This window comes from Desulfosarcina sp. (assembly GCF_046496365.1).
Classification (GTDB): Bacteria; Desulfobacterota; Desulfobacteria; order Desulfobacterales; family Desulfosarcinaceae; genus Desulfosarcina.
Genome location: NZ_JAWOHB010000108.1, coordinates 1 through 22,673, shown reverse-complemented (window position 1 = coordinate 22,673; position 22,673 = coordinate 1). Strand labels below are relative to the sequence as shown.

Here is a 22,673-nt window from a genome sequence, read left to right as displayed (position 1 = left end):
AAGACGGCAACTTGGAAAATTGGAAGACCGAAACTCGAATCCTCGAACCCTTTAAATATTTCGGAAGGACGCCACCGTGACCCCCGATCACTCACCTTTTTATGACTATATCCTTGTCGGCGCCGGAATCTCGGGCCCCTTTATCGCCCACGAATTGTGCCGGGCCGGCGCCAGATGCCTGATGGTCGAGGCGGGTAAACAGTACACCCGCAGAACCTATCCCCGCAATGACCTGGACGGCACCGCCCAGCTCTACTGGTCAGGAGGACTGGAACTGGGTACGGATGCCAGACTGGTATTTTTGCGCCCCAAGGTGGTGGGCGGCGGATCCGTAGTCAATCAGGCCCTGGTGGACCGGTTTGACGAGGATGCCTTTGACAGCTGGCGCAGAGACTCGGGGGTCGACAGCTTCAATGAGAGGGCCATGGCGCCCTGGTACGAGAAGGCCGAAGCGGAAATTGCCATCCAGACCATCCCCAGCGAGTACCGTAACCGCAACGCGGACGTTTTCGAACAGGGCTTTCAGCGCCTGGGGTACCAGCTGGCCCCTCTGCGGCGGGCCCAAAAGGATTGCAATTACGAGGCTGGCAATTGCTGCATCGAATGTCTCAACGGCTGCCGCATCGGCAGTAAACAGAGCACCCCGGAAACCGTACTGAAAAAAGCGTTGGAACTGGGGCTCGAGCTTCGGGCGGAAACCGAAGCCCTGAAAATCGATTCGTCAGCCAACGCGATCAGCGTCACCTGCCAGACACCCGACGGCGGCGTCACCACCTTCCGGGCCCGCAACCTGGTCCTGGCCTCCGGAGCTATCGGTAACAGCCGTTTACTGCTGAACTCCGGTTTAGGCAAACGACTGCCTGCTCTGGGCCATCACTTCTTCTGTCACCCTCAGTACATGAATTTCGGTATCTACGACCAACCGGTCATGTCTCATCTGGGGGCATTTCAGGCCTTCAAGTCAGATGACGCGGGCTTCAGGAAAAACGGCTTCAAACTGGAGAACGTCTACGCCGGGCCGGCAGTCATCGCATTGCTCCTCAGCGGATTCGGCCGGCAGCATCACCGAACCATGGAGCGGCTGTCCCATTTCGCCTGCATCGAGGTGTGCACCCGAGATACCCAGCCCGGTCGCATCAGGGTCAACCGCAAGGGCAAGACAATCATCGTCAAACGGCAAAATAAGGAAGATCTGAGACGCTATCACAAAGGCCTGGCCGTCATCGATGAAATCTTTAATGCCACCGGGGCCAAGGAAGTGATCCACGGCTCCATGGGCATCGGCCTTCATCTGATGGGCGGGTGCGGCATGGGAACGGACCCGATACGCTCGGTCGTGGATCCCGATTTTCGCCTCCACGGGTTTAAAAACATCTTTTGTGCAGACTCCAGCATCTTCCCCAACGCTCCGGGCATCAACCCATCACTGACCATCATGGCCCTCTCCAAGAAGGCAGCCGCACAATTGTTAAAGGATGCCAACCGATGAAAATATCTAAATACTTCAATCCGCAGCAGCTTCGTGGACTGATCAAGGCGGGGGACGTGATCCTGCCGGGCACGGATGCCTCCCCGTCATTTTCCCGCACCGGATGCATCGACCATGTGGACCGCATGGCGTCATACCTGACCAGCGATGATTTAGGCGGATTGCGGTTTCTCCTGGGACTATTCCGGTTTTCCCCCAACTGGCTGATCCGGCTCCTGATGACCGCCTGCGCGAAAAATTCACTCGCTCCCGGCTTTCTGGGCAGCGCTTTGAGAACCATCGACCTCGGCATCAAAGGCATGGTCATGAGCCTTTACTACTCCAACCTGACCGGCAAAGAATACCAGGGCAAGAAGATATTCGCTATTATCGGATGGAACACCCGACTGGTAATGCCCCATGAGGATCCACCGTCGGAAACCCAACAACCGGATATCGCTTACGAGAATCCCGAAGAATCGGATGTCGCAAGGATATTGGCCCGCGCGCGGCAGGCTCAGCCTGAGATTCTGTCCTGGGGCGTGAAGAAGCGGCTGGAATTCATCACCCGGCTGAAAGCGATCATCATCGCCCGCCAGGCCGATATTCTGGATCGCATCCAGGCGGATACCGGAAAATCACGCACCGATGCCCTTACCGCTGAAATTTTCGGCACGCTGGACCATCTGGATTATTTGGAGAAAAATGCCGTCAAGGTGCTCAAGGATCGAAAGGTGCCCACCCCATTCGCCCTGATGGGCAAGCAATCGAAAATCTACTTCGAGCCCGTGGGCACCACGCTGATCATCTCCCCCTGGAACTACCCCTTCTATCAGGCCATCGTTCCCATCACCCTTGCTTTCCTGGTGGGCAACGCAATCATTTACAAACCCTCCAGCGCCACCCCGCTGAAAGGGCTGGTGGAAGATCTGCTCGCGGAAACCGGGTTCGACCCCGCCTGGGTCCAGGTGGTATACGGTCCCGGGAAAAAACTGGGCCGGATGCTCATCGACCAGCGCCCGGACAAGATCTTCTTCATCGGCAGCCAGCGTGCCGGTCGCCAGATCATGACCCAGGCAGCGGAGCAGCTGATTCCAGTGGAACTGGAAATGGGGGGCAAAGACCCCATGATCGTATTCGAGGACGCCAATCTGGATCGGGCGGCGGCTGGGGCCATCTGGGGCGCCTTCACCAATACCGGCCAGTCCTGCACCTCCGTGGAGAAGCTCTACGTCCAGGGCAGCATCTACGATGCGTTCAAGGCCATCCTGGTGCGCGAAACCCTGAAAATGACCCGGGGAACCGACAGCGACGGTGGATCGGACATCGGCCCCATGACCACGAGCGCCCAGGTCAAGGTGATTGCCGCGCAGATTGAAGATGCCCGGGAAAAGGGGGCGACCCTGCTGACCGGCGGGGATTGGGACGGCGCTTCGGCGGCCATCCCGCCGATCGTGGTGGAAGGCAGCAGCGATGATATGCTGCTCAACCAGGAGGAAACCTTCGGCCCGGTCCTGCCCATCTTTGCTTTTCACGATGAAGCCGAAGCCGTCCGCCGGGCCAACAACGATGACTTCGGCCTGTCTGCCAGCGTCTGGTCGGCGGATCGGCAGCGGGCGGACCGGGTGGCCCGGGCCATCGTGACGGGCAACGTCTCCATCAACAACGTCATGCTCACTGAAGGCAACCACGCCCTGCCCTTCGGCGGATCCAAGAAAAGCGGCATTGGACGGTATAAAGGAGAATTCGGGTTCTACTGCTTTGCCAACATCAAATCGATCCTCGTGGACAAAAACAGCGGTAAGATGGAGGCAAACTGGTTCCCCTACACCCAACGCAAATTTCAGCTGTTCACCGAATTGACCACCCATATCTACTCACCGGGGGTCTGGTCATTCTTCAAAGCCGCCGTCAGCGGTATCAAGCTGGAGGGATACGTTAAGAAGTTGGGGAAGAAGGGTTAGTCCGCCGCCAGATAGGACATCTCAATTGGTTTTCAGAATGCTACCCAGGAGATGCGATCAACACCGATGGGGATCGAATACGAAATTGAACCCCATCAGGAAAATTTATCATAGGCGATCATCTCCGGCTCAACACCCAGGCTGTCCAGCATATCCTCAACGGCCTGGACCATCAGGGGCGGCCCGCAGAGGTAATACTCGATCTCCGTCGGATCCCTGTGTTTGGCCAGGTAGGTGTCATGCAGCTTCTGGTGAATGTAGCCCGTCATCCCCTGCCAGTTATCTTCGGGCATGGGGTTTGACAGGGCCACGTGGTAGGAAAAGTTGGGGTAGCGCTCCGCCAGACCACTGAACTCATCATCGAAGAAAAGCTCCAGCTTGGACCTGGCGCCATACCAGAAAGACAGCGTGCGGTCGGTTTTCACACGCAGCAGCTGATCCAGGATCTGACTGCGCAGGGGTGCCATGCCGGCGCCACCGCCCACGAAGCACATCTCCCGGTGGGTTCCCTTGACCGCAAACTCACCGAAAGGCCCGCTCAGGGTGATCTTGTCGCCGGGCCGGAGGTTGAATATGTAAGTGGAGCCGGTTCCCGGTGGCAGATTCTGAGCACCCGGGGGCGGCGTGGCGATGCGGATCGTAAAACGAAGCCGGGTGGGTTCCGTCGGTGGGTTGGCCAACGAATAGGCCCGGAATACCGGCGCCAGGTTCTTGCCCCGCAGGCCCCACAGGTCGAAGCGGTCCCAGTCGGGGCGGTACCGTTCGGCCACCCGAATCCGAAAATGCTCAAAGGGGATCTCGTATTCCGGAATATCGATCTGAATGTAGGCGCCGGCCGTAAATTGGAGCTGTTCATCGTCGTCCAGTTCCAGCACCAGGTCTTTGATGAAGGTGGCCACATTCTCGTTGGAAATCACCGTGGCCGTATACTTTTTGACGGAAAGAATCTCATCGGGAATCCGGATTTTCAGATCTTCCTTGACCTTCAATTGACAGGCCAGACGGATATTGTTTTTCCTTTCATTACGGGACAGGTGAGCCAGTTCAGTCGGAAGTACTCCCCGGGAACCTTCCTCCACCTTGCACTTGCACATGCCGCAGGCCCCCCCGCCCCCGCAGCCGGAAGGGATGAAGATGCCGTTGGCCGACAGGGCCGACAGGAGGGTTTTGCCCGACGGTGCATCGATGCTCTTCTCCTCGTCGTTGTTGATGACGACCCGGTTGTTCCCCTTCTGGACCACCCTGGCCTCCACAAAGAGCAACAGCCCCACGAGGACCAAAATCACCGAAAGAAAAACAGCCGTTCCCACAAGATATATCAAAGCGGACTCCTTGGTTGCATCCGTCCCGGATTTGCATCTTGATGATTCTTAAAGGGTTATGCCCGAAAAAAGCATGAAACCCATGGCCATCAGCCCGGTGACGATCATGGTGATGCCGAAACCCTCCAGCCCCTTGGGCACGTTGGCATAGCGCAGCTTGATCCGGATGGCGGCCATGGAGACGATGGCCATGAGCCAACCCACGCCCGAGCCGAATCCGAAAACCACGGTTTCGATAAAGGTGTAATCGCGCTCCACCATGAAGAGCGATGTGCCCAAAATGGCGCAGTTCACCGCAATCAAGGGCAAAAATACACCCAAGGCCATGTACAAGGTCGGTGAATAGCGGTCAATCACCATTTCGACCATCTGGACGATGGCGGCAATAACGGCAATAAAGGTGATAAATTTCAAAAAGCTCAAATCGATGGATTCCAAGCCGGCCCAGCGAAGGGCTCCGGGAGACAGCAGATACTGGAATACCAGCCAGTTGACCGGTGCGGTGATGGCAAGTACGAACACCACGGCAAATCCGAGCCCAATGGCCGTGTCCATGTTTTTGGATACCGCCACAAAAGAGCACATCCCCAGAAAATAGGACAGCAGGATGTTGCCCACGAACACGGAATTGAGAAAAAGGCCGATCAGATTTTCCATAGGTGTCCTTCTCCGGCCCCCGATGGCCGTCTATGCTTTGCTTTTTCAACCACGCCTCCGCCTGATCCCATTGAGCCTGTCAATCTAACCCTTCATGAGGCTCTTCTGCAGCCATACCAGCAGTCCGATGATGATGAACGCTGCCGGGGCCAGCTGCATGAATCCCATATTCATGTAGCCAAAATCATAAAAGGCCTGGGGAACCACGGGAAAACCGAAGAGTCTGCCGGCACCGAAAAGCTCGCGGATAAATGCGACGGCCAGGAGCACCGATCCGTACCCCGCACCGTTGCCGAGGCCGTCCATGAAGGACTGCGCCGGTGGATTGCCCAACGCGTAAGTTTCCGCCCGGCCCATGACAATGCAGTTGGTGATGATGAGTCCGACAAACACGGAAAGCTGCTTGCTGATGTCGTAAAAAAAAGCCCGCAGCACTTCGTCGGCCAGAATCACCAGCGAGGCAATCACCGCCAGTTCAACGATCATGCGCACGTTCCTGGGTATCACGTTGCGCATGGTGGATATGATCAGGCTGGAAAAAGCCGTGACGAAGGTCATGGCCAGCGCCATGACGATGGCGGTGTTCAGCTGTACGGTGACGGCCAGCGCCGAGCAGATGCCCAGACTCTGGATGAACACCGGGTTGTTCTTGACCACCGGCTCGGAAAAAGCCTTGAATGTCTGTGATTGAATCAATTTCATGGCGATGAATTTCACTTGTTGGCAGCAGTGCATGGGTTTATCAACTGCCGGGTTGTAGGCCTGTATATCACCCGCCCGTCGGCAGGGAAACCTGACCATCCCTGAATTGGCTGGACAACGCTTCGTAATCCAGCAGAACATCCCGCAGGCCGCCGGTGAGAAATTTGCCAGTGAGCGTGGCCCCGGAGATGCCATCCACATAGTTGGCCTGCCGATCGGGAGGGATGGCGTCGGCCACCTTGCCTTTGGCGATGCCCACGCCTGCAAATTCTCCAGTCGCATCCACAATCCGTTTGCCCAGGAAATTCTTCTGGAACCACGGCTTTTCGATTTCACCGCCGAGACCCGGTGTTTCATTGTGGCTGTACACGGAAAAACCGGCCACGGTCCGGCCGTCGTTTTCAATGGCCATGTAACCGTGAATTTTGCCCCACAGACCGCGCGAATCCACCGGCAGGATATAGGCCGCCGGCTGGTTGTCCTTGACGTAAAAGCACACCGGCAGGGCATCTGAATCCGCATTGCCCGCTTCGATCCGGCCGCTTTCCGCCAGGACGTAGCAGCGGATGTTATCCTGGTAGAGCCGTTCGATTTGGGGGATGGTCGGCTGCCCGCCGGGATCGATAAGCCCCACGGCCTTCAGAATGTTTTTCTGGCGGTCCACGGCCACATTGCGCAGTTTCCGGTCCTTGAGACCGGTGGCGGCACCGGTCAGCAGCAGGCTGCACACCAGGGCAACAATGGCGGTAAAGGCGATGGATTTTAATGGATCAGACATTGGGCACCCTTTTTCTCAGCCGCGCCTTGATCACGAAATGGTCAATCAGGGGTGCAAAGATGTTCATGAACAGGATGGCCAGCATCACCCCCTCCGGGTAGGCGGGGTTAAAAACCCGGATCATTACCGTCAATGCACCGATGGCAAAGCCGAAAATCCAGCGCGAGAGGTTCATGCCCGGTGCCGACACCGGATCCGTAGCCATGTAGACGATGCCGAAGGCAAAACTGCCCATGACCAAATGCCAGACCGGGTGCACCGAAAACATGCGGGCCGCCTCGCCACCGGAGGAAAGGTTGACCAGATAGCCGGGATAAGCCACCGCCAGGACACCCAGGACGCCCCCGACCATGATCCGGTAATTGCCCACACCCGTCAGCACCAGAAAAACTGCCCCCAGCAGGATCATCAGGGCTGAGGTTTCGCCTATGCTGCCTGGTATGCTGCCGATGAACAATCGCTGAAAAGTATAGCCGCCATCGGCCAGGATGCTGGACACCGACGCTCCGGAGGCGGCTAAAGACGCCAGAGCGAGCGGCGTAGCCGCCGTGACCGCGTCCACCGCCTGCTGGCCGGTCTGCTGGACAGCAGTCCAGACCCGGTCACCGGACATATTGGCTGGATAAGCGAAAAAAAGAAATGCCCGGCCGGTCAGCGCCGGGTTGAGGATATTTCTGCCCGTGCCGCCAAAAATCTCCTTGCCGATTACCACCCCGAAGGAAATGCCTGCGGCCACCTGCCACAGTGGGGTGGTTGGAGGCAGGGTCATGGGAAAGAGCAGGCCGGTGACCAGGAAGCCCTCGCTGATATTGTGTTTGCGCACCGAGGCGAAGAGAATTTCCCAGAAGAGGCCCACGGCGTAGGATACGACGAGCATGGGTAAAACCACCCGAGCGCCCAGCAGCACCACCGAAAAAATTCCCAGATCCATTCCCGAAGCCGCAGCTGCCTGATGGCCGGTGTTGTAGATGCCATAAAAAAATGGCGGCATCAGCGCAATGATCACAAAGGTCATGAACCGCTTGAGGTCCAGACTGTCGCGCACGTGGGCATCGGCTGTGGTGGTCAAGGCAGGGGTGAAGGCCACCGTCTCAATGGCATCGAACAGAGGATGAAGTTTTTCCAGCCTGCCGCCGGATGCAAAATAGGGCCGAGTGGTGTTGAACACACGCTTAAGGGTTTTCATTATTTTGGCGTCTACCTGTTCAATTGAGCCGGACGTTGACAAGCACGCGGGTAAACGATCATCTCCTCAAGGAGAATGCCGGCTGTCAGGCGATCTCCTTGTAATATTGGACTTTGGCCGCTCGAAGCACCTCGCGCAGTTGGATCTTGGAGGGGCAGGCATAGGTGCACAACCCACATTCGGCGCAGTCCAGTAGTCCATGGGCCAGGGCCTCCTCCACCTCGTCGGCCACCAGGCACTTCATGGTAAACTGGGGCAGAATATCCACGGGGCAGATGGTGGCGCAGGTGCCGCAGTTCACGCAGGCACGCACTTCGCCATGCTGCCCGCAATCCATGGGAAATGGCTTGCGCTGAAAGGTGGACAAAAAGGCCGTGGAGTAGGAGGGTTTGCGGTAGCCTGGACGGATGAATCCGAATGGCTCTTCCCGATCGCCGTCGTCGATCAGATTGAGGGCATTTTGATAAAAACCCATGAAGCCGTCTGGGTCTCCGGTATACCCGGTGAACAATCCTCCCACGATGGGCCGGGCGGCCGGCCGTCCCCCAAGGCCACCGCTGAACAGCATCCGCAATGGCACACCCGCCCGGGTCGATACATGTTCGGCGGCAGGTGCAAGGCTTCCGCCAACGGACATGATCCGGTGCACAGGATAACGGCCGGTGCGCAAAAATTCCCCCAGCAGAATCACATCCTGCCCATCGATGAACCAAGAGCGGTTCTGGCCCGGTTCGGTCCGGGTCCGGTATACTTGAACACTGGGATTGCCTGACGGGTAGCAACCTGTAAAGTGCTGGACGACGGTCTGTCCGGCAAGGTCCGCCAGAATGGACGCGTCACCCACAAGGTTAATCACCACCCGTTCACAGAGCTTTCTGAGCACAGCGATTCCGATGGCAAACAGTGCCTGTCTCGCTTGCAGGTACACCGCCGGATCCGGGCAAAAGGGTTCGTCATCGCCCAGACGTACGATAATGGCCGGTGGATTGGTATCGGGGTCGGCCAGATCCATGAATGGCAATGCTCTTAGAAACGGCCACATCCCACCACGAAGCAACGTATCCACGACTACCGTTCGCGGGATCGCATTCAGCTGTTCGACCGTCGGTACATCGAAGACCCGGCAGGGTTCATCCTTGTCCACGGCAATGACAATCTGGTGGATAACTCGCCGGGGACCAAAGGCGATTCGCGTGATCCGACCGCCTCCGGGGGAGAGAAACCGGATGCGCGGATTGCGTTTGTCTTCGAAAAGGGGGCTGCCGATGGAAACCGAATCGCCCTCTTCCACCAGCAGCCTCGGCTTGACAAAGGGGATCTGTGCGGGAGCCATGCCCACATGGCGGGGGAGATCCAACAGCCGCAGCTGCCGTTCAGGAAGTCCGGCGATTCGCGGGGAAAACCCCTTTTTCAGGTGTATGGTATGCATCCATTTACCTTGATTGTTGCCCACAGGGTTCAATTTTGGATCATTTTCCGATCAGACCGGCGGTTGCACTGCGACGGATGCAGGTTGGGAATCCCGACAGCACGTTGTTGCCGCGATGAACCGCCGACGAATTCACCCAGCCCAAAGCAAAATCCATACCGTAAAGACTGGAATGCGATCATGAACGGTGGCCCGTCAGTTCTCGGAATTGCCGGCCAGCATTCTGAGTTGGCATTTTGACATGTTTTCCTGAGATCTGCAAGCCGCGAACCCTTGTAAAAACCTTACGGGGCCACGAAAATAGGTCTTGGGCTCACCGCGGTGACGCAGGAGGTTCGGGACAGGACATTGACGGGGTCCTGCTGATCGACCCCACGCCTCTTGACATATGCTCGATTTCATTTTAGGAAAAGATCAGACCCCACTTTGGAGATCATGGCAGTGCAATTTGAAAAGAAGACAAGAATGACCCCACAGCGGCGGGTTATCCTGGATGAGCTTCGCAGAACCAATAACCATCCTGCCGCTGACGAAATATACGAACGGGTGCGAAAACGGCTGCCGAAAATCAGTCTGGGCACCGTTTATCGGAACCTCGATGTGCTTTGCGAATTGGGGGAAATCCAGCGCCTGGAACTCTCCGGCGCCATGAAACACTACGACGGCATACCCAAGAAACATTACCATATCCGCTGTGTCTGCTGTGAACGTGTCGACGATGCACCCATCGCACCTCTCAATGAACTGGAAGATGACCTCTACAGCACCACCGTCTTTGAAATCATCGGCCACAATCTGGAATTCACCGGGCTGTGCCCGCAATGCGCCAGGCAACGGAATCAGCAGCAGGCGACCGGCTAACCCGGATCCACGCAGCATAATATCCCATTTATTCCAGTCGGTTGTATTATGATACAGTCGTGTATCACCTGATACATGAGACAACGTTCACATCAGATGCCCATGGGGGCGGGGACACCAGCGGCCTTGAACACGCGCCGCCAGACCGGCAAGGCAGCCTGGCAGGATAAGGCGGGCACAAAAAAGGTTGGATTGTATTCTGGCATACAATTTGAATAATTCTTTAAATGCACTTGGCCGGATATTTCGGGCCAACGGTCTATCACCCCAGAAAAAAGAAGAGGTGACCCATGGAAGCGTGCAAACCGGTTCTCAACACAGGATTGAGGGGCGTAACCATCGCCAGTACCAAGATCAGCGATGTCAAAGGTGCCGAGGGCAAGCTGGTCTACCGGGGATACCGGGTCAGGGACTTGGCCGGCAAAACCGCATTCGAGGAGGTGGTTTACCTGTTGCTGTTCGAGCGCCTTCCCGACCGCCAGGCGCTGGCGGATTTCAGGCGGCAGCTTGCCGAACAGCGGGCGGTGCCAGAAGACATTCTCACGGCCATGAAGGCCATGCCCAAAGATGCATTGCCCATGGATGTGCTCCAGGCCGCCGTCCCCATGATGGCCAACCATGACGCCGAAATCCGCAATACGGACATCGACAGCACCACCCGCATGGCCGTTCGCCTGATCGCCAGGTTTGCAACCATTGTTGCGGCATGGGACCGGATCCGCAACGGCAACGATCCCATAACTCCGGACCCAAGCCTGAGCCATGCGGCCAACTTTCTTTACATGCTAAATGGCGAGGTTCCCGATGATGAACTGGCCGGCTATTTCGACACCTGCCTGGTGCTCCACGCCGAACATTCCTTCAACGCATCCACCTTTGCCGCACGCGAAGTGGCCTCGACCAGAGCCCACCTGTACGCGGCGGTAGCTGCCGGCGTCGGCTCCCTCTCCGGCCCCCTCCACGGCGGTGCGAACACACGCGTGATGCAGATGCTGCTGGAGATCGATGAGGTGGGCAACGTCGACGACTACGTTGCCAACATCCTCGACACCGGTGGGGTGATCATGGGGCTGGGTCATGCCGTCTACCAGGTGGACGACCCCCGGGCGCACATTATCGCCCCCATGTCCCTCGCTTTGGGAAAACGGGCCGGCGACACCCGCTGGTACGATCTTTCCAGAGCGCTCGAACTCAAGGGCAAGGCCGCTTTCAAAAAGAAAAAGGGCAAGGACATATTCGTCAATGTCGATTTTTACAGCGCCTCCCTGTATTACTATATGGGGATTGCCGTAGATCTGTTCACCACCATTTTCGCCATCTCACGCATTGCCGGATGGTCGGCCCATGTGATTGAAGAGCAGTTCGGCGGAGCCGCGGCAAAACCCACCCTGTACCGGCCTGAGTCCGACTATATCGGCGACTATTGCGGACCCCAAGAATGTGCCTTTGTTCCCATGGATCAGCGCTGATGCACCCATACCCACCCTAACCCGAAGAGGCGATAGACCAAAGATGAAAAAATGGAAATGCACGGTTTGCGGCTACATTCACACCGGCGATGAGCCCCCGGAAATTTGCCCGGTCTGCGGGGCCCCCAAGAGCATGTTCATCGATGTCACTGAACCCCAGGACACCTCACCACAACAGGCGCCATCAACCGCTCCTGAAATCAAACCGGCCGTGGATTCATCGCAAACAGCCGCACCGGCTGCGACGACCAAATCTGCCCGATCCGAACCCGGCTCCCCCTTCAGGCATTCCCGCTACCGCCGGCTGTTCGATATGATGACCAAGTACCACGGGCATCCCGTCAGCGTTCATATTCCCAACGGCCTGCTTCCCGTCGTTGTCCTTTTCCTTTTCCTATCGGCCCTTTTCAGCATCAAGGGAATGGCCATTGCAGCGACCTACAACCTGGGCGTGGTGGCCCTTGCCATGCCGCTGGTGCTCTTCTCTGGATGGGTGGACTGGCAGAACCGTTTTAACGGCGCGATCACCCATGTATTCAGCGTCAAAATCGCCTGCGGCATCATCGTCACCGTCACGGCCTGGTTCCTGTTTATCTGGCTGCTGTTCAATCCTGAGGTGATTACCACCCCCCAGCCCTCCCGGGTTGCCTTTTTCCTGATCAACCTTATTATGCTGGGTGCTGCTACCACAGCGGGCTGGTACGGCGGCAAGCTGGTTTTCAGAGACTGATTTCAAGTTGCATACAAGATGATCACGAGGCGTCAAAAGTGGCCGGAACAGGCAGCGCTTGAATTCGAAAGGCAGGCATAAGGAGAACGATTCAATGAACCAAGCACACGATATCGACGAAGCGCAGATGCGTCAGGTCCAGATGGAACTGGCCCGAATTCTAAGCGGCCTCAAGTATGAAATTCCTGTCTTCTTGTACACACAGGGTGGGAAAAACGATGTATTCAACGACGCCGCCCGGCAGGCACTTAGATTTTTCAGGCAATTGACCGACAAAATCGTCCTGAAGGAATTCGACCTCAACCATGAAAAGGCCCGACAAATGGGCATCGACCATTCGCCCACGCTGGTCTTCGACCCAGAGCGGTACAACATCCGCTGGCTGGGCGCCCCTTTAGGAGAGGAAGGACGCATCTTCCTGGAAGTCCTGCTGCGCATCGGCACGGGCAAGAGCGACCTGAACGAAGCGGCCCTGGGTGTGCTGAAAAAAATTGACCAGCCCCGTCATGTGAAGGTCTTCGTCAGCGCCGCCTGCCCCTACTGCCCCCAGCAGGCATTGAATGCCCTCAAGGCCGCCGTGGCCAGGCCTGAGATGGTTTCCCTGGAGATCATCGACATTCAGGCCAACGCGGATCTGGCCGACCAGTACGGCGCCCATTCAGTCCCCCAGACCTTTGCCAACGATGTGCTCACCGCCCTGGGCGCCCAGACGGAAGAGCTGTTCATGGCCTCCCTGGAAAAGATGGAGCAGCAGACCATTTTCATCCCCGAAAGCGACGCGGAGGAAGTCGCGTGCCAACTGGTTATCATCGGCGGAGGCCCGGCCGGCCTCACGGCGGGAATTTATGCGGCCCGCAGCGGCTTGAAGTCCGTGGTCGTGGAAAAAGGGGTGCTGGGCGGACAGGTGGCCCTTACCCCAGTGGTGGAGAATTACCCCGGTATGAAGGAGGTGGGCGGCAAGACCCTGGTGGACATCATGGTCACCCACGCCTTGGAGTATGTACAGATTTTCCCCGGCGAGGAAGTTGTCGACATTATCCCCGGTGAGCCCCACATCGTGCAGACCTCACGCAGAAAGTTCAAGACCCAGGCTGTGCTCATCGCCACCGGCGCCTCCCACCGACACCTTGGCGTCCCCGGTGAACAGCGCTTTTCCGGCCGCGGGGTCAGCTACTGCGCCACCTGTGACGGCCCCCTGTTTAAGGGCAAGCGGGTGTTCATGGTGGGCGGCGGAAACAGTGCCGCCACCGAGGCCCTGCACCTGCACAATATGGGTGTAGCCGTCACCCTGGTCCATCGACGGGATCGCCTCAAGGCCCAGGAGGTTTTGGTCAAACAGCTGATTGACAACGCCATTCCCATCCTGTTCAACACCGAGGTCAAGGAGATCCGCGGTGAGAATCGGGTCACGGAGGTCGTCCTGCTGAACAACACCACCGGTCAAACCGCCACCAAAGCGGCCGACGGCGTCTTCATGGCCATCGGCTACGATCCGGCTGTCGACCTGGCCAAAAAAGTGGGGCTGGAGCTAAACGAGGAAGGCTATATCCGGCACAAGGCGTTTCGCACCAATATCCCGGGCATTTACGTGGCCGGCGATGTGGCCGGCGGCTTCAAACAGATTGTCACCGCCGCGGGCTACGGATCCGAAGCAGCCCTGGCCATTTTCGAGGACATCATTAATCCCTACTGGAAAAAATAATGGCCAGGAAAAAGCCGGGTCAATTGGGCATGCATTCATTCAGCTCAGCAGAGCAGACTACATTTTTTCTGGCAGCCTGATCACCATCACCGGGATGATGCTTTTCCTCACCACCCGCCTGGCCGTACCACCCATTAGCGCCTCCTTGAACATGCCGAACCCGTGCGTTCCCATGACAATGATATCCGCGTCGTTGAGTTCGGCCTGATGAAGGATCTCTTCAGCGGCGATGCCCTCTTTCACGATGATCTTGTCGACCTGGAAGGTGCAGGCATCCACTTCACTGCTGATCTCATCACAGAAGTTGCTCAACCGCCCTTTAATGGTGGAAATGAAGTCAGCCTGTTTCTCTTGCTGAAGCTGTTTCCACTTCTCTTCACCCACATACCCTTCAATCTGTAAAAATGTTTCCGTGGAGAGCTTTTCGATGACGTGGAGAATGGTGATGCGCGCTTTGTATTCCTGGGCCAGGCTTGCTGCGTAATTGTAAGCATGACGCGCATTGTCGGAAAGATCAGTGGCATAGAGAATATTTTTGATTTGAGGCAGCATAGTCACTCCTGTTCAGATGTCATCGCCGATCCACCGGCGGGTTGCAAATCTTATGGCATTGAAGCTTGATTTACCCCAAAGCCACATCCAGGACCATCATGGTGGTAAATCCCAACACGGTACCAATGCTGGCGATATCTCCGTTATTGCCCCGCTGGGACTCGGGAATCACCTCTTCGATCACCACGAAAATCATGGCACCGGCGGCAAAGGCCAATGCATAGGGAAGGATCGGCAAAAAAAACATCACCGCCGCCGCTCCCAACACGCCGGCCACCGGTTCCACCATACCGGACAACTGACCGTACCAAAGGGCTTTGCCCCGGGACATGCCTTCCCGTCTCAGGGGAAGCGACACCGCCATTCCCTCGGGAAAATTCTGCAGACCGATGCCGATGGCCAGAGCCACGGCGGCGCCCAATGTGGCCGAGCCCACACCGGACACCACCGCACCAAAAGCGACACCCACCGCCAACCCTTCCGGGATGTTGTGCAGCGTGATGGCCGTCACCAGCAGCGTCGACCGCTGCCAGGAGGTCTTCGGCCCCTCGGCTTCGCTGGTGGGAAGCCCCAGGTGCAGATGGGGCAGCAGCATGTCCACGAGGCGCATGAACAGGGCCCCGCCTAAAAAGCCGACGGCTGCCGGCAGCCATGGAATCGTGCCGGCCTCCTCGGCCATCTCGATGGCCGGAGCCAGCAGAGACCAATAGCTGGCGGCAATCATTACACCTCCGGCAAACCCCAAGGAGGTTTCCATCAGCAGCGGGCTGATCCGCTTGGTGAACACGACGATGGCGGCACCCAGGGACGTCACGCCCCAGGTGAACAAGGTGGCCAGCAGGGCCTGGGTAATGGGGCTGAACTGAGAAACGTATTCGATCATTTCGTGCCTTCGAAAAGCGAGCCAGCCGCCATCTCAGCCTGGCCCCGGACGCGCGACGGGATTCCCCGATGGGCGTACCTTCCGTCAATCCCCCAGCTTGGCCATGTGGTCGTCATATAAGATTTCGAAAGTCCGTTTATGCCTGGCCTCTTCCTGGGCCAGCAATTTGAACAGCTTGATGCAACCCGCATCGTCGGTCTTGGTTGCCAGCGTGTTGTAAAGTCGCAGGGCTTTCTCCTCACGCTTCATGGCCAGTCTGAGAATTTCAGCAAAGTCCATTCCGGGTTCATACTGCATATCGACCATGTAATCGCTGCGTTTGATATCCGGAATCCAGACGTAGTCGTATTCCACCACGGACCGGTTGCCTTTCTTGAATTCCTCCAGCAGAACCTGGTGTTTTCTCTCCTCTTCGACAAACTCGGCAAGGGTCTGTCTGGATGCCGGAAAGGTTTCCCTATCCACCAGTTTCTGGTAAAAGTTGACAGCCTGTTTTTCTCTTTCGATGGCGAAATCGAGAATCTCTTCAAAGGAATTGAAATTCATGGTAACCCCTCGCTGCTGGAAATGGTAATCGGTGAAAATGGGAACACGTTGCCGGCTTTTTTTCAAGTACGCGAGTGCCGCGTGGCGATCAAACTGGGATTTGTCCATCAACATACTAAAAAAGCAACTAACATGCCATTGGTTTTTTGATAAGCGGTTTATTCTGCGGGGGTAACTGCAGGCAGGCTCGGCGTCGATCCGGCCGGGGGGGGGCCGAAGGCCGAATCACCTGACCCGTGCGGACAGATAGGATTTAAAAAATTGTAACCTTGCGGACCCATGGGTCTCTATAGCGTTGATAATGAGACCGTTAAACCAAACCTGGTGGAGATATATAATGAATATTGACCGCATGATTCTCGCTTTTGCCGGCTCAATGATCCTGGTCACCGTGCTTTTGTCACAGGTTCACAGCCTCTACTGGCTGTGGCTCACCGCATTTGTGGGTGCCAACCTGCTGCAGTCCAGCTTCACGGGGCTCTGTCCACTGGTGAAGATTCTCAAGCCGTTGGGTTTCAAGCCAGGCAAAGCCTTCGAGTGAAATCCAGCTCAAGTTGGCCGCCTGTTGACCCCGGCAATGCCGGAGGGCAACCGATAGCGTTGATCCTCGAACGGCTTTCGAGAAAAAAACGGTTTACAAAAAAACACCTGCCAAGAAGCTAATTCACACTGAGTTTTTGTTGGAGCCAGGATTTAACCTCGCCTTCAAGCGCCCAAACACCCTTGTGCCTGCCTTGGGAATGCAGATACCGTTTTTTGAGTGCTGCCGGCATCTTGATTTTTGCCAACTCAACCGCTTCGTCGCTGTTCCTGCGAATAAAATAAATTACCGGCTCATCCTTCCAGGTATTGACCACAAAATAGTGGGAGACATCATCCTTGGACCGGATCACATAATTCCCGCGTGCCCAATTGTTGCCCCACTCCAAATATAAACGAACCGCCTCTTCCGGCGTCATCTCCCAATCAATGGAATTAACCAGATCCCTGTTGCTTTTGATATCCTCTATATTCATCATGCTCACGCTCCCGGTCGTTTCTTCTTTCCGGCATGGGGCCGGCGAGATTTAGGTTGTGATTCTGATTCCACTTGAGTAGACTTCAGCCAGAATCATGCCAACAGACACGTTCTTGACCCCGCTCACACAACCTTTTGAATCATTAAGGTTTAAGAAGCGATACAATCCAATTGGGGTCGGAATTGATCAAGGCAATTGCCGCCAAGAACGACAGGTTAAACTGCCATACACTCAAAACGATACATTTATGTATCGTATAAAGTAATGCATGATACAAATTTTTCAAGGCATGGGTCGCCGCACCTTTTTTTGGCATATAATCATAAATGATCCGCAAAAACTTGCATTTTGTACAAGCTGGCGCATCTTGTGATGGCAACGTCACGACGCAAGAAACCACACCCGCGCATCGCGTGGCGAGAAGAGATACATGGTGCCGGGTGAAGGGTGTCCCTTGGGTTTACTATGATCGGTTCGACGCACTGAAAAACGCATTCATCCATGAAAGCTTGTGAGCTCGTCATTTCGGGAGACAGCCTCCGGTCCAGCCGCAGGAAATTGGCCCTGGATTGGCTGAAGGTGATGGCCACCGCCGGCCTGCTCGTCTGGCTGGTCTACGCAGGCGGCGCAGAACTGGGATACAACTGGCAATGGTACCGGGTGCCGCCATATCTGTACACCTTTGCGGAAGGTCATTTTGCAGCCGGCCCGCTGCTCAAGGGGCTGGTGGTTACCTTGAAGGTTTCCGCCATATCCCTGATGCTCTCCAGTCTGTTGGGTTTGGTCACGGCGGTCTGCCGGCTGTCCGGATCTTTTGCCGCCCGGGCGATTGCACGCATCTACCTGGAATTGATTCGCAACACACCACTGCTGGTGCAGCTTTTTTTTATCTATTTCGTCTTTTCGCCCATGGTGGATCTCGGCCGCTTTGCCTCCGCAGTCCTGGCGTTGAGCCTGTTCGAAGGGGCCTATGCCTCAGAGATCATCCGCGCCGGCATCCTGGCCGTTCCACAGGGTCAATGGGAAGCGGCCCAAAGCATCGGATTGGCACGCTATCGCACCTACCTGCATGTGGTGCTGCCCCAGGCGCTCCGGCACATGACCCCTCCCCTGGTGAGCCAGGCGGTCTCCCTGATCAAAGATTCAGCCCTGGTGAGCACCATCGCCATTTATGATCTGACCATGAAGGGACAAGAGATTATTGCGGAGACGTACCTTGTGTTTGAATTATGGTTCACCATCGCGGCCATCTATCTGATATTGACCTTGTCCCTGTCATTGGTCACCCAGGCGATGGAAAGACGGCTGGCTCTGGTGGATTGACGATTTCAACGTAACACCGAAAATAATTGATCATCGACGAAAGGAGCACATGCATGAGAATCATGACGCGTAGGATTGGATCCTCCCCGCGGCAAGCCGCGGGGAATCTTCACCGTAAGGATGAAAATCGATTTCCCGTTCGCTCGCTAACCCCGCCGCAAGCAGCGGGGCATGCGCTCGCTATCGCGGTTCGAATCTTTATCGTGGCTGTTTTGGCTTTCAGCCTGGCCGGCGTTCCGGTGGCGGTCGCCGTCGACAGCGGGGAGAGCGTCGTTGAACAGGTGATCCAGCGGGGGGTATTGCGGGTGGGCATGTCCACCTTCGTGCCCTGGGCCATGAAGGACAAAACCGGCAGGCTCATCGGTTTTGAAATTGACGTGGCCACCCGCCTGGCCGAAGACATGGGCGTCAAGGTCGAATTTGTTCCCACCAAGTGGTCCGGCATCATCCCGGCGCTGCTCACCGGCAAGTTCGACGTCATTATCGGCGGTATGGGCATCCTGCCCAGCCGGAACCTCAAGGTCAATTTCACAGACCCCTATGATTTCACAGGCATGTCCGTGGTGGCCAGCAAAAAGATGGCCGAGGGCATGATGGGCATCGAAGCTTTCAACAAACCCGGCATCGTTATCGCAGCCCGCCTGGGTTCCACCGCGGTTACCGCCACCAAAAAATACCTGCCCGAGGCGGAAATCCGCATGTTCGACGACGAGGCCCAGGCTTACCAGGAGTTGATCAACGGCCGCGTGCATGCTGTGGTCGGTTCAGCCCCCACACCGGCCTTCCAGGTCATCAAATACCCGGACAAGCTTTTCCTGCCCGTCGAGGGTACGTTCACGCGGGAGCCCATTGGCTTTGCCCTGCGCAAGGGGGATATTGACACCCTGAATTTTTTCAACAACTGGATTGGTTATGTAAATGCCGAAGGCTGGCTAAAGGAACGCAAAACATACTGGTTTGAAACCAAAGACTGGGAATCACAGATTCAGTGATCGCCAATAAGGCCAGAATCACCACCAGGGATCTGATCATGTTGGCCGGCGTCGGCGTGGCAGCCATGTGGCTGCTTTACCAGGCCACGCTGCAGGCCCAGTATCAATGGAACTGGCAAGCCATTCCCCAGTACCTGCTGCGCCTGGATGAAAAAAGCGGCCGATGGGTACCCGGTTTGATTCTCCAGGGCGTTCTGGTCACCTTGCGGTTGAGCATCTGGTCTACGGCAATCGCACTTTTCATCGGTACGGTCATGGGGCTGTTCCGGATCAGTTGCAGTCGCTATCGCCAGATGATCGGGACCGGCTATGTGGAGATCATCCGTAATATCCCGGTGCTGGTGTGGGTCTTTATTTTCTACTATTTCATCGGCGACCGGCTCCTGCCCGCCATCGGCATCAGCCGATCGACATTCACGGACGAGGGACCGCTGTCCGGCATCCTGCGCCTTCTCGTGGCCGAGCCCTCACAGGTATCCATTTTCATCTCCGGGGCATTGGCGTTGGGCGTTTACGAAGGGGCCTACATCACTGAAATCACCCGGGCCGGGATCCAATCCATCGACAAGGGCCAATGGGAAGCGTCATCGGGCCTGGGCTTCACACGCATCCAGCAGCTGCGCTACGTCATCTTCCCCCAGGCCCTGCGCCGGGTGATGCCGCCCCTGGCAGGCCAGTTCATCTCCACGATCAAGGATTCAGCCATCGTATCGATAATTTCCATTCAGGAGCTGACCTTTCAGGGCATGGAACTAATGGCCGCCACCTTCCTAACCTTCGAGGTGTGGATTACCATCCTGGCCATTTACTTCGTGATCTGTCTGACCTGCTCCCTGCTGGTGGAGCGGTTTGAACTGCACCTGAAAAAAGAATCCCGACCTTGGCAAGCCAATTAAATTACTAAATTTTTATAATTTATTTAATAATGGTTTTTCTCAATGCTGTTATGTCGGACTCAAAACTGGCGGGCTAAAAACTGTTTTCCGTTTATATATCAGATTTATACCCTCCTTCCATCCAGCCTGTTGCCTTCATAGGATCATAAAATCCGGCGTACATTCAATTCTGCTGTTTCAACCTGATTTATTTTCAGGTAAAGGCAAAACAAGAGGTGGCCAGCCCTGCCGAACCAACCAGACCCGGCATGGCCTTCACCCCCGATGTGGATATCTTTGAAAACGAACGGAAGATCACCCTGCTGGCGGATATGCCCGGCGTAGCCCCCGACGATGTCAAGATCGACTTGAAAGACAACGTACTGAGCATTTCCGGTGAAGTCAGGCCGTTTGATGAAAAAGATGAGGCGGATGTGCTTATCGAATTTGAAATCGGCAGATATTACCGGCAGTTCAACCTTTCCGAAGTCGTCGATCAAAATAAAATCGAAGCCAAGCTCGAAGACGGGGTCCTGCGCCTGACCCTGCCCAAGGCGGAAAAAGCCATACCCCGTCAGATCACGGTAGCCGCCGGATAATTTGGTTCGATCCGGAGACCCGGGCAGACACTGGCACCGGGTCTCCGCAAGGGTCGTTCTTAACCGGAAAAGCGCATGCGCGCCACAGGTGGTTAAACCGGGACTACCCGACGAATCTAATCTGCCATCACGAATTTACCCTCCCGGACCTGCACGATCACCATGGAGTCCACATCCAACCCGTTGTGGTCTTCCTGTGTAAGGTTGAATACACCCGAGATGCCAACGTAGCCCTTGGTCTGCTCGATAGCGGCACGCAGGTCGTTGGGCTGGGTACCGACCCGTTTCATGGCATCGGCCACGATCATAATGGCATCCCAGGCATACCCTGAATGCGTGTTGACAGGAAACTGCTTGTGGAAGCCGTATACCTCCGTGTAAAGCCGGATAAATTCTTCGATGACCGGCTTTTGGGGGTCGCTGTCGGGCAGCGCATCGGCGACCATCAATTTGGTGGCCGGCATGCGGTCGCCTTCGGAGGCTTTGCCGGCCAGCTCAATGTACTTGGGATCCGGAAGGCCGTGGCATTGAAACAGAGGCAGATCGATGCCCAGCTGGGCTTTGTTTTTGGATACAATGGATCCGGCCGGACCGATGGTCCAGACCACCAGGGCCTGCGGCTTGGCATTTTTGGCATTGGTCAGCTGGGCGGTCATGTCGGTGTCCTTGGGGCCAAATGCCTCCTGAGACACCACCTCGAGACCGAATTCAGGCGCCAGCGTGGTGAGCCAGTGCACGCCGTCCTTGCCGAATCCATCCGACGCGGTGAGCAGGGCAATTCTGGTAAGCCGCTTCTCTTTGAGATACATGTAGAGGCGCTTGACGGCCACCGACGAACGCTGGGGCGATTTGAAAATCCAGTCGAAGGGACCCAGCTTCTCTCCGCCCATGATCACCGGATCCCCGCCCACGGTCATGAAAGCCGGTACCTGGCCGCCCTGGATGATTTTTTTGACCGCCATGCCGGTTCCGGTCCGCGTGGGGCCTATGATGGCAGCCACCTTGTCCTTGTAGATGAATTTCTTGGCGATGTTTACGGCTTTGGCCGGGTCGCCCTCGGTATCGCCGATGATCAGCTCTATGGTCTTGCCGTTGACACCGCCCTCCTTGTTGATTTTATCCACCACCATGTCGGCCACCAGCTTGGTGGGCGTGCCGATAAAGGCCGCCGGACCGGACAGGTCGAAAAACGCGCCGATCTTGATGGGTTCTTGCGCTGCAGTGCTCCCCCCGGCCAGGACCAGCATCAAAGCCAAGGCCACAACCGCCAGTCGATTCATCGGTTTCATCTTCTCCTCCTTCTTCTATGTCATTCAGTTTTTGTGAGAACGCCGAGCCGGACCGGGCCGCAAAGTGCCACTTAAAAACGGACATCAGACGATTTCGTCTGTTATTCTCGAGTCAAACACCCGCTGGCTTTTGCGCTCGAGTTGGTTGTTGGCATATATGCTTCCGAGGGGCGCGAAGGTGAACACTCCACCGATGTCAGAGTGTATCTTGCGGAGCCTGCGATTCGCGATGATATTATGAGTACGAATGAGTTTACCGAGCTTTGGCGCAAAGCGGTTGGCCCGATTCCCGGTGCTGAGCGAATTCGGTTTGAATCCGATTCGGGC

The 22,673-nt window shown here is 56.4% G+C and carries 23 protein-coding genes; 11 read left to right on the top strand and 12 right to left on the bottom strand.

Features of this window, described 5'->3' with window-relative positions; genetic code table 11:
• Positions 1–76: 76 nt before the first annotated feature.
• Positions 77–1,489, top strand: a complete 1,413-nt coding sequence (locus R6V78_RS09250; protein ID WP_410289066.1) for a GMC family oxidoreductase N-terminal domain-containing protein — start codon at positions 77–79, stop codon at positions 1,487–1,489.
• The gene (locus tag R6V78_RS09245; protein ID WP_410289065.1) at positions 1,486–3,432 is read left to right on the top strand and encodes an aldehyde dehydrogenase family protein; all 1,947 of its coding nucleotides are present in this window, start codon (positions 1,486–1,488) and stop codon (positions 3,430–3,432) included. The genes R6V78_RS09250 and R6V78_RS09245 overlap by 4 nt, the downstream gene beginning before the upstream one ends.
• A gap of 95 nt (positions 3,433–3,527) precedes the next feature.
• Here the strand turns inward: R6V78_RS09245 and nqrF are convergent, their stop codons facing one another.
• The 6 genes from nqrF to R6V78_RS09215 all read right to left on the bottom strand — a co-directional run bounded on the left by nqrF (position 3,528) and on the right by R6V78_RS09215 (position 9,506).
• Positions 3,528–4,754 carry an NADH:ubiquinone reductase (Na(+)-transporting) subunit F gene (gene nqrF, locus R6V78_RS09240; RefSeq protein ID WP_410289064.1) on the bottom strand — a complete coding sequence of 409 codons (1,227 nt, stop codon included), beginning with the start codon at positions 4,752–4,754 and terminating at the stop codon, positions 3,528–3,530.
• Between the two features lie 48 nt (positions 4,755–4,802).
• On the bottom strand, positions 4,803–5,411 hold the full coding sequence (nqrE, locus tag R6V78_RS09235; RefSeq protein ID WP_410289063.1) for an NADH:ubiquinone reductase (Na(+)-transporting) subunit E: 609 nt from the start codon (positions 5,409–5,411) through the stop codon (positions 4,803–4,805).
• Between the two features lie 84 nt (positions 5,412–5,495).
• The gene (locus R6V78_RS09230; RefSeq protein WP_410289062.1) at positions 5,496–6,113 is read right to left on the bottom strand and encodes an NADH:ubiquinone reductase (Na(+)-transporting) subunit D; all 618 of its coding nucleotides are present in this window, start codon (positions 6,111–6,113) and stop codon (positions 5,496–5,498) included.
• A gap of 67 nt (positions 6,114–6,180) precedes the next feature.
• A complete protein-coding gene (locus tag R6V78_RS09225) occupies positions 6,181–6,891 on the bottom strand; it encodes an FMN-binding protein (RefSeq protein ID WP_410289061.1) in 711 nt (236 codons plus the stop codon).
• Positions 6,884–8,077: an NADH:ubiquinone reductase (Na(+)-transporting) subunit B gene (locus tag R6V78_RS09220; RefSeq protein ID WP_410289060.1), complete on the bottom strand. Its 1,194-nt coding sequence runs from the start codon at positions 8,075–8,077 to the stop codon at positions 6,884–6,886. Before R6V78_RS09220 ends, R6V78_RS09225 begins: the two co-directional genes overlap by 8 nt.
• Positions 8,078–8,162: 85 nt before the next feature.
• Positions 8,163–9,506: a 4Fe-4S dicluster domain-containing protein gene (locus tag R6V78_RS09215; protein WP_410289059.1), complete on the bottom strand. Its 1,344-nt coding sequence runs from the start codon at positions 9,504–9,506 to the stop codon at positions 8,163–8,165.
• A gap of 435 nt (positions 9,507–9,941) precedes the next feature.
• Between R6V78_RS09215 and R6V78_RS09210 the strand changes: the two genes are divergently transcribed.
• The 4 genes from R6V78_RS09210 (at position 9,942) to R6V78_RS09195 (ending at position 14,268) form a co-directional block, all read left to right on the top strand.
• A complete protein-coding gene (locus R6V78_RS09210) occupies positions 9,942–10,367 on the top strand; it encodes a transcriptional repressor (protein WP_410289058.1) in 426 nt (141 codons plus the stop codon).
• Between the two features lie 290 nt (positions 10,368–10,657).
• The gene (locus tag R6V78_RS09205; RefSeq protein ID WP_410289057.1) at positions 10,658–11,836 is read left to right on the top strand and encodes a citrate/2-methylcitrate synthase; all 1,179 of its coding nucleotides are present in this window, start codon (positions 10,658–10,660) and stop codon (positions 11,834–11,836) included.
• A 43-nt stretch (positions 11,837–11,879) separates the two neighbouring features.
• Complete coding sequence (locus R6V78_RS09200; protein ID WP_410289056.1) at positions 11,880–12,566, top strand: rubredoxin-like domain-containing protein; 687 nt, start codon at positions 11,880–11,882, stop codon at positions 12,564–12,566.
• A gap of 94 nt (positions 12,567–12,660) precedes the next feature.
• Positions 12,661–14,268: an FAD-dependent oxidoreductase gene (locus R6V78_RS09195; protein ID WP_410289055.1), complete on the top strand. Its 1,608-nt coding sequence runs from the start codon at positions 12,661–12,663 to the stop codon at positions 14,266–14,268.
• Between the two features lie 57 nt (positions 14,269–14,325).
• On the opposite strand, the gene R6V78_RS09190 is transcribed toward R6V78_RS09195, so the two are convergent.
• From R6V78_RS09190 to R6V78_RS09180, 3 genes are all read right to left on the bottom strand, one after another.
• Complete coding sequence (locus R6V78_RS09190; protein WP_410289054.1) at positions 14,326–14,820, bottom strand: universal stress protein; 495 nt, start codon at positions 14,818–14,820, stop codon at positions 14,326–14,328.
• 70 nt (positions 14,821–14,890) lie between these two features.
• Positions 14,891–15,703, bottom strand: coding sequence for a ZIP family metal transporter (locus tag R6V78_RS09185; RefSeq protein ID WP_410289053.1), 813 nt, complete (start codon positions 15,701–15,703; stop codon positions 14,891–14,893).
• A gap of 84 nt (positions 15,704–15,787) precedes the next feature.
• Positions 15,788–16,249, bottom strand: a complete 462-nt coding sequence (locus tag R6V78_RS09180; protein ID WP_410289052.1) for a ferritin-like domain-containing protein — start codon at positions 16,247–16,249, stop codon at positions 15,788–15,790.
• Positions 16,250–16,586: 337 nt separating this feature from the next.
• Between R6V78_RS09180 and R6V78_RS09175 the strand changes: the two genes are divergently transcribed.
• Positions 16,587–16,790 (top strand): DUF2892 domain-containing protein, encoded by a 204-nt coding sequence (locus R6V78_RS09175; RefSeq protein WP_410289051.1) that lies wholly within the window; start codon positions 16,587–16,589, stop codon positions 16,788–16,790.
• Positions 16,791–16,908: 118 nt separating this feature from the next.
• On the opposite strand, the gene R6V78_RS09170 is transcribed toward R6V78_RS09175, so the two are convergent.
• A complete protein-coding gene (locus R6V78_RS09170) occupies positions 16,909–17,268 on the bottom strand; it encodes a DVU0772 family protein (RefSeq protein WP_410289050.1) in 360 nt (119 codons plus the stop codon).
• Between the two features lie 501 nt (positions 17,269–17,769).
• Here R6V78_RS09170 and R6V78_RS09165 point away from each other — a divergent pair.
• The 4 genes from R6V78_RS09165 to R6V78_RS09150 all read left to right on the top strand — a co-directional run bounded on the left by R6V78_RS09165 (position 17,770) and on the right by R6V78_RS09150 (position 21,057).
• Positions 17,770–18,591, top strand: coding sequence for an amino acid ABC transporter permease (locus tag R6V78_RS09165; RefSeq protein ID WP_410289049.1), 822 nt, complete (start codon positions 17,770–17,772; stop codon positions 18,589–18,591).
• 53 nt (positions 18,592–18,644) lie between these two features.
• On the top strand, positions 18,645–19,583 hold the full coding sequence (locus R6V78_RS09160; RefSeq protein ID WP_410289048.1) for a transporter substrate-binding domain-containing protein: 939 nt from the start codon (positions 18,645–18,647) through the stop codon (positions 19,581–19,583).
• Entirely contained in the window at positions 19,580–20,479 is a 900-nt protein-coding gene (locus R6V78_RS09155) for an amino acid ABC transporter permease (protein ID WP_410289047.1), read from the top strand. The genes R6V78_RS09160 and R6V78_RS09155 overlap by 4 nt, the downstream gene beginning before the upstream one ends.
• A 215-nt stretch (positions 20,480–20,694) precedes the next feature.
• The gene (locus R6V78_RS09150) at positions 20,695–21,057 is read left to right on the top strand and encodes an Hsp20/alpha crystallin family protein (protein ID WP_410289046.1); all 363 of its coding nucleotides are present in this window, start codon (positions 20,695–20,697) and stop codon (positions 21,055–21,057) included.
• Positions 21,058–21,173: 116 nt separating this feature from the next.
• On the opposite strand, the gene R6V78_RS09145 is transcribed toward R6V78_RS09150, so the two are convergent.
• Positions 21,174–22,346: an ABC transporter substrate-binding protein gene (locus tag R6V78_RS09145; RefSeq protein ID WP_410289045.1), complete on the bottom strand. Its 1,173-nt coding sequence runs from the start codon at positions 22,344–22,346 to the stop codon at positions 21,174–21,176.
• An 84-nt stretch (positions 22,347–22,430) separates the two neighbouring features.
• The coding region (locus tag R6V78_RS09140; RefSeq protein ID WP_410289044.1) for a hypothetical protein at positions 22,431–22,673 on the bottom strand (243 nt) is incomplete at its 5' end.

Coding starts and splice junctions, on each gene's coding strand:
- nqrE (WP_410289063.1), bottom strand. CDS start 5,411: ATGGAAAATCTGATCGGCCTTTTTCTCAATTCCGTGTTCGTGGGCAAC.
- R6V78_RS09175 (WP_410289051.1), top strand. CDS start 16,587: ATGAATATTGACCGCATGATTCTCGCTTTTGCCGGCTCAATGATCCTG.
- R6V78_RS09205 (WP_410289057.1), top strand. CDS start 10,658: ATGGAAGCGTGCAAACCGGTTCTCAACACAGGATTGAGGGGCGTAACC.
- R6V78_RS09160 (WP_410289048.1), top strand. CDS start 18,645: ATGAGAATCATGACGCGTAGGATTGGATCCTCCCCGCGGCAAGCCGCG.
- R6V78_RS09225 (WP_410289061.1), bottom strand. CDS start 6,891: ATGTCTGATCCATTAAAATCCATCGCCTTTACCGCCATTGTTGCCCTG.
- R6V78_RS09245 (WP_410289065.1), top strand. CDS start 1,486: ATGAAAATATCTAAATACTTCAATCCGCAGCAGCTTCGTGGACTGATC.
- R6V78_RS09215 (WP_410289059.1), bottom strand. CDS start 9,506: ATGCATACCATACACCTGAAAAAGGGGTTTTCCCCGCGAATCGCCGGA.
- R6V78_RS09170 (WP_410289050.1), bottom strand. CDS start 17,268: ATGATGAATATAGAGGATATCAAAAGCAACAGGGATCTGGTTAATTCC.
- R6V78_RS09220 (WP_410289060.1), bottom strand. CDS start 8,077: ATGAAAACCCTTAAGCGTGTGTTCAACACCACTCGGCCCTATTTTGCA.
- R6V78_RS09190 (WP_410289054.1), bottom strand. CDS start 14,820: ATGCTGCCTCAAATCAAAAATATTCTCTATGCCACTGATCTTTCCGAC.
- R6V78_RS09210 (WP_410289058.1), top strand. CDS start 9,942: ATGGCAGTGCAATTTGAAAAGAAGACAAGAATGACCCCACAGCGGCGG.
- R6V78_RS09145 (WP_410289045.1), bottom strand. CDS start 22,346: ATGAAACCGATGAATCGACTGGCGGTTGTGGCCTTGGCTTTGATGCTG.
- R6V78_RS09230 (WP_410289062.1), bottom strand. CDS start 6,113: ATGAAATTGATTCAATCACAGACATTCAAGGCTTTTTCCGAGCCGGTG.
- R6V78_RS09185 (WP_410289053.1), bottom strand. CDS start 15,703: ATGATCGAATACGTTTCTCAGTTCAGCCCCATTACCCAGGCCCTGCTG.
- R6V78_RS09195 (WP_410289055.1), top strand. CDS start 12,661: ATGAACCAAGCACACGATATCGACGAAGCGCAGATGCGTCAGGTCCAG.
- R6V78_RS09180 (WP_410289052.1), bottom strand. CDS start 16,249: ATGAATTTCAATTCCTTTGAAGAGATTCTCGATTTCGCCATCGAAAGA.
- R6V78_RS09165 (WP_410289049.1), top strand. CDS start 17,770: ATGAAAGCTTGTGAGCTCGTCATTTCGGGAGACAGCCTCCGGTCCAGC.
- R6V78_RS09200 (WP_410289056.1), top strand. CDS start 11,880: ATGAAAAAATGGAAATGCACGGTTTGCGGCTACATTCACACCGGCGAT.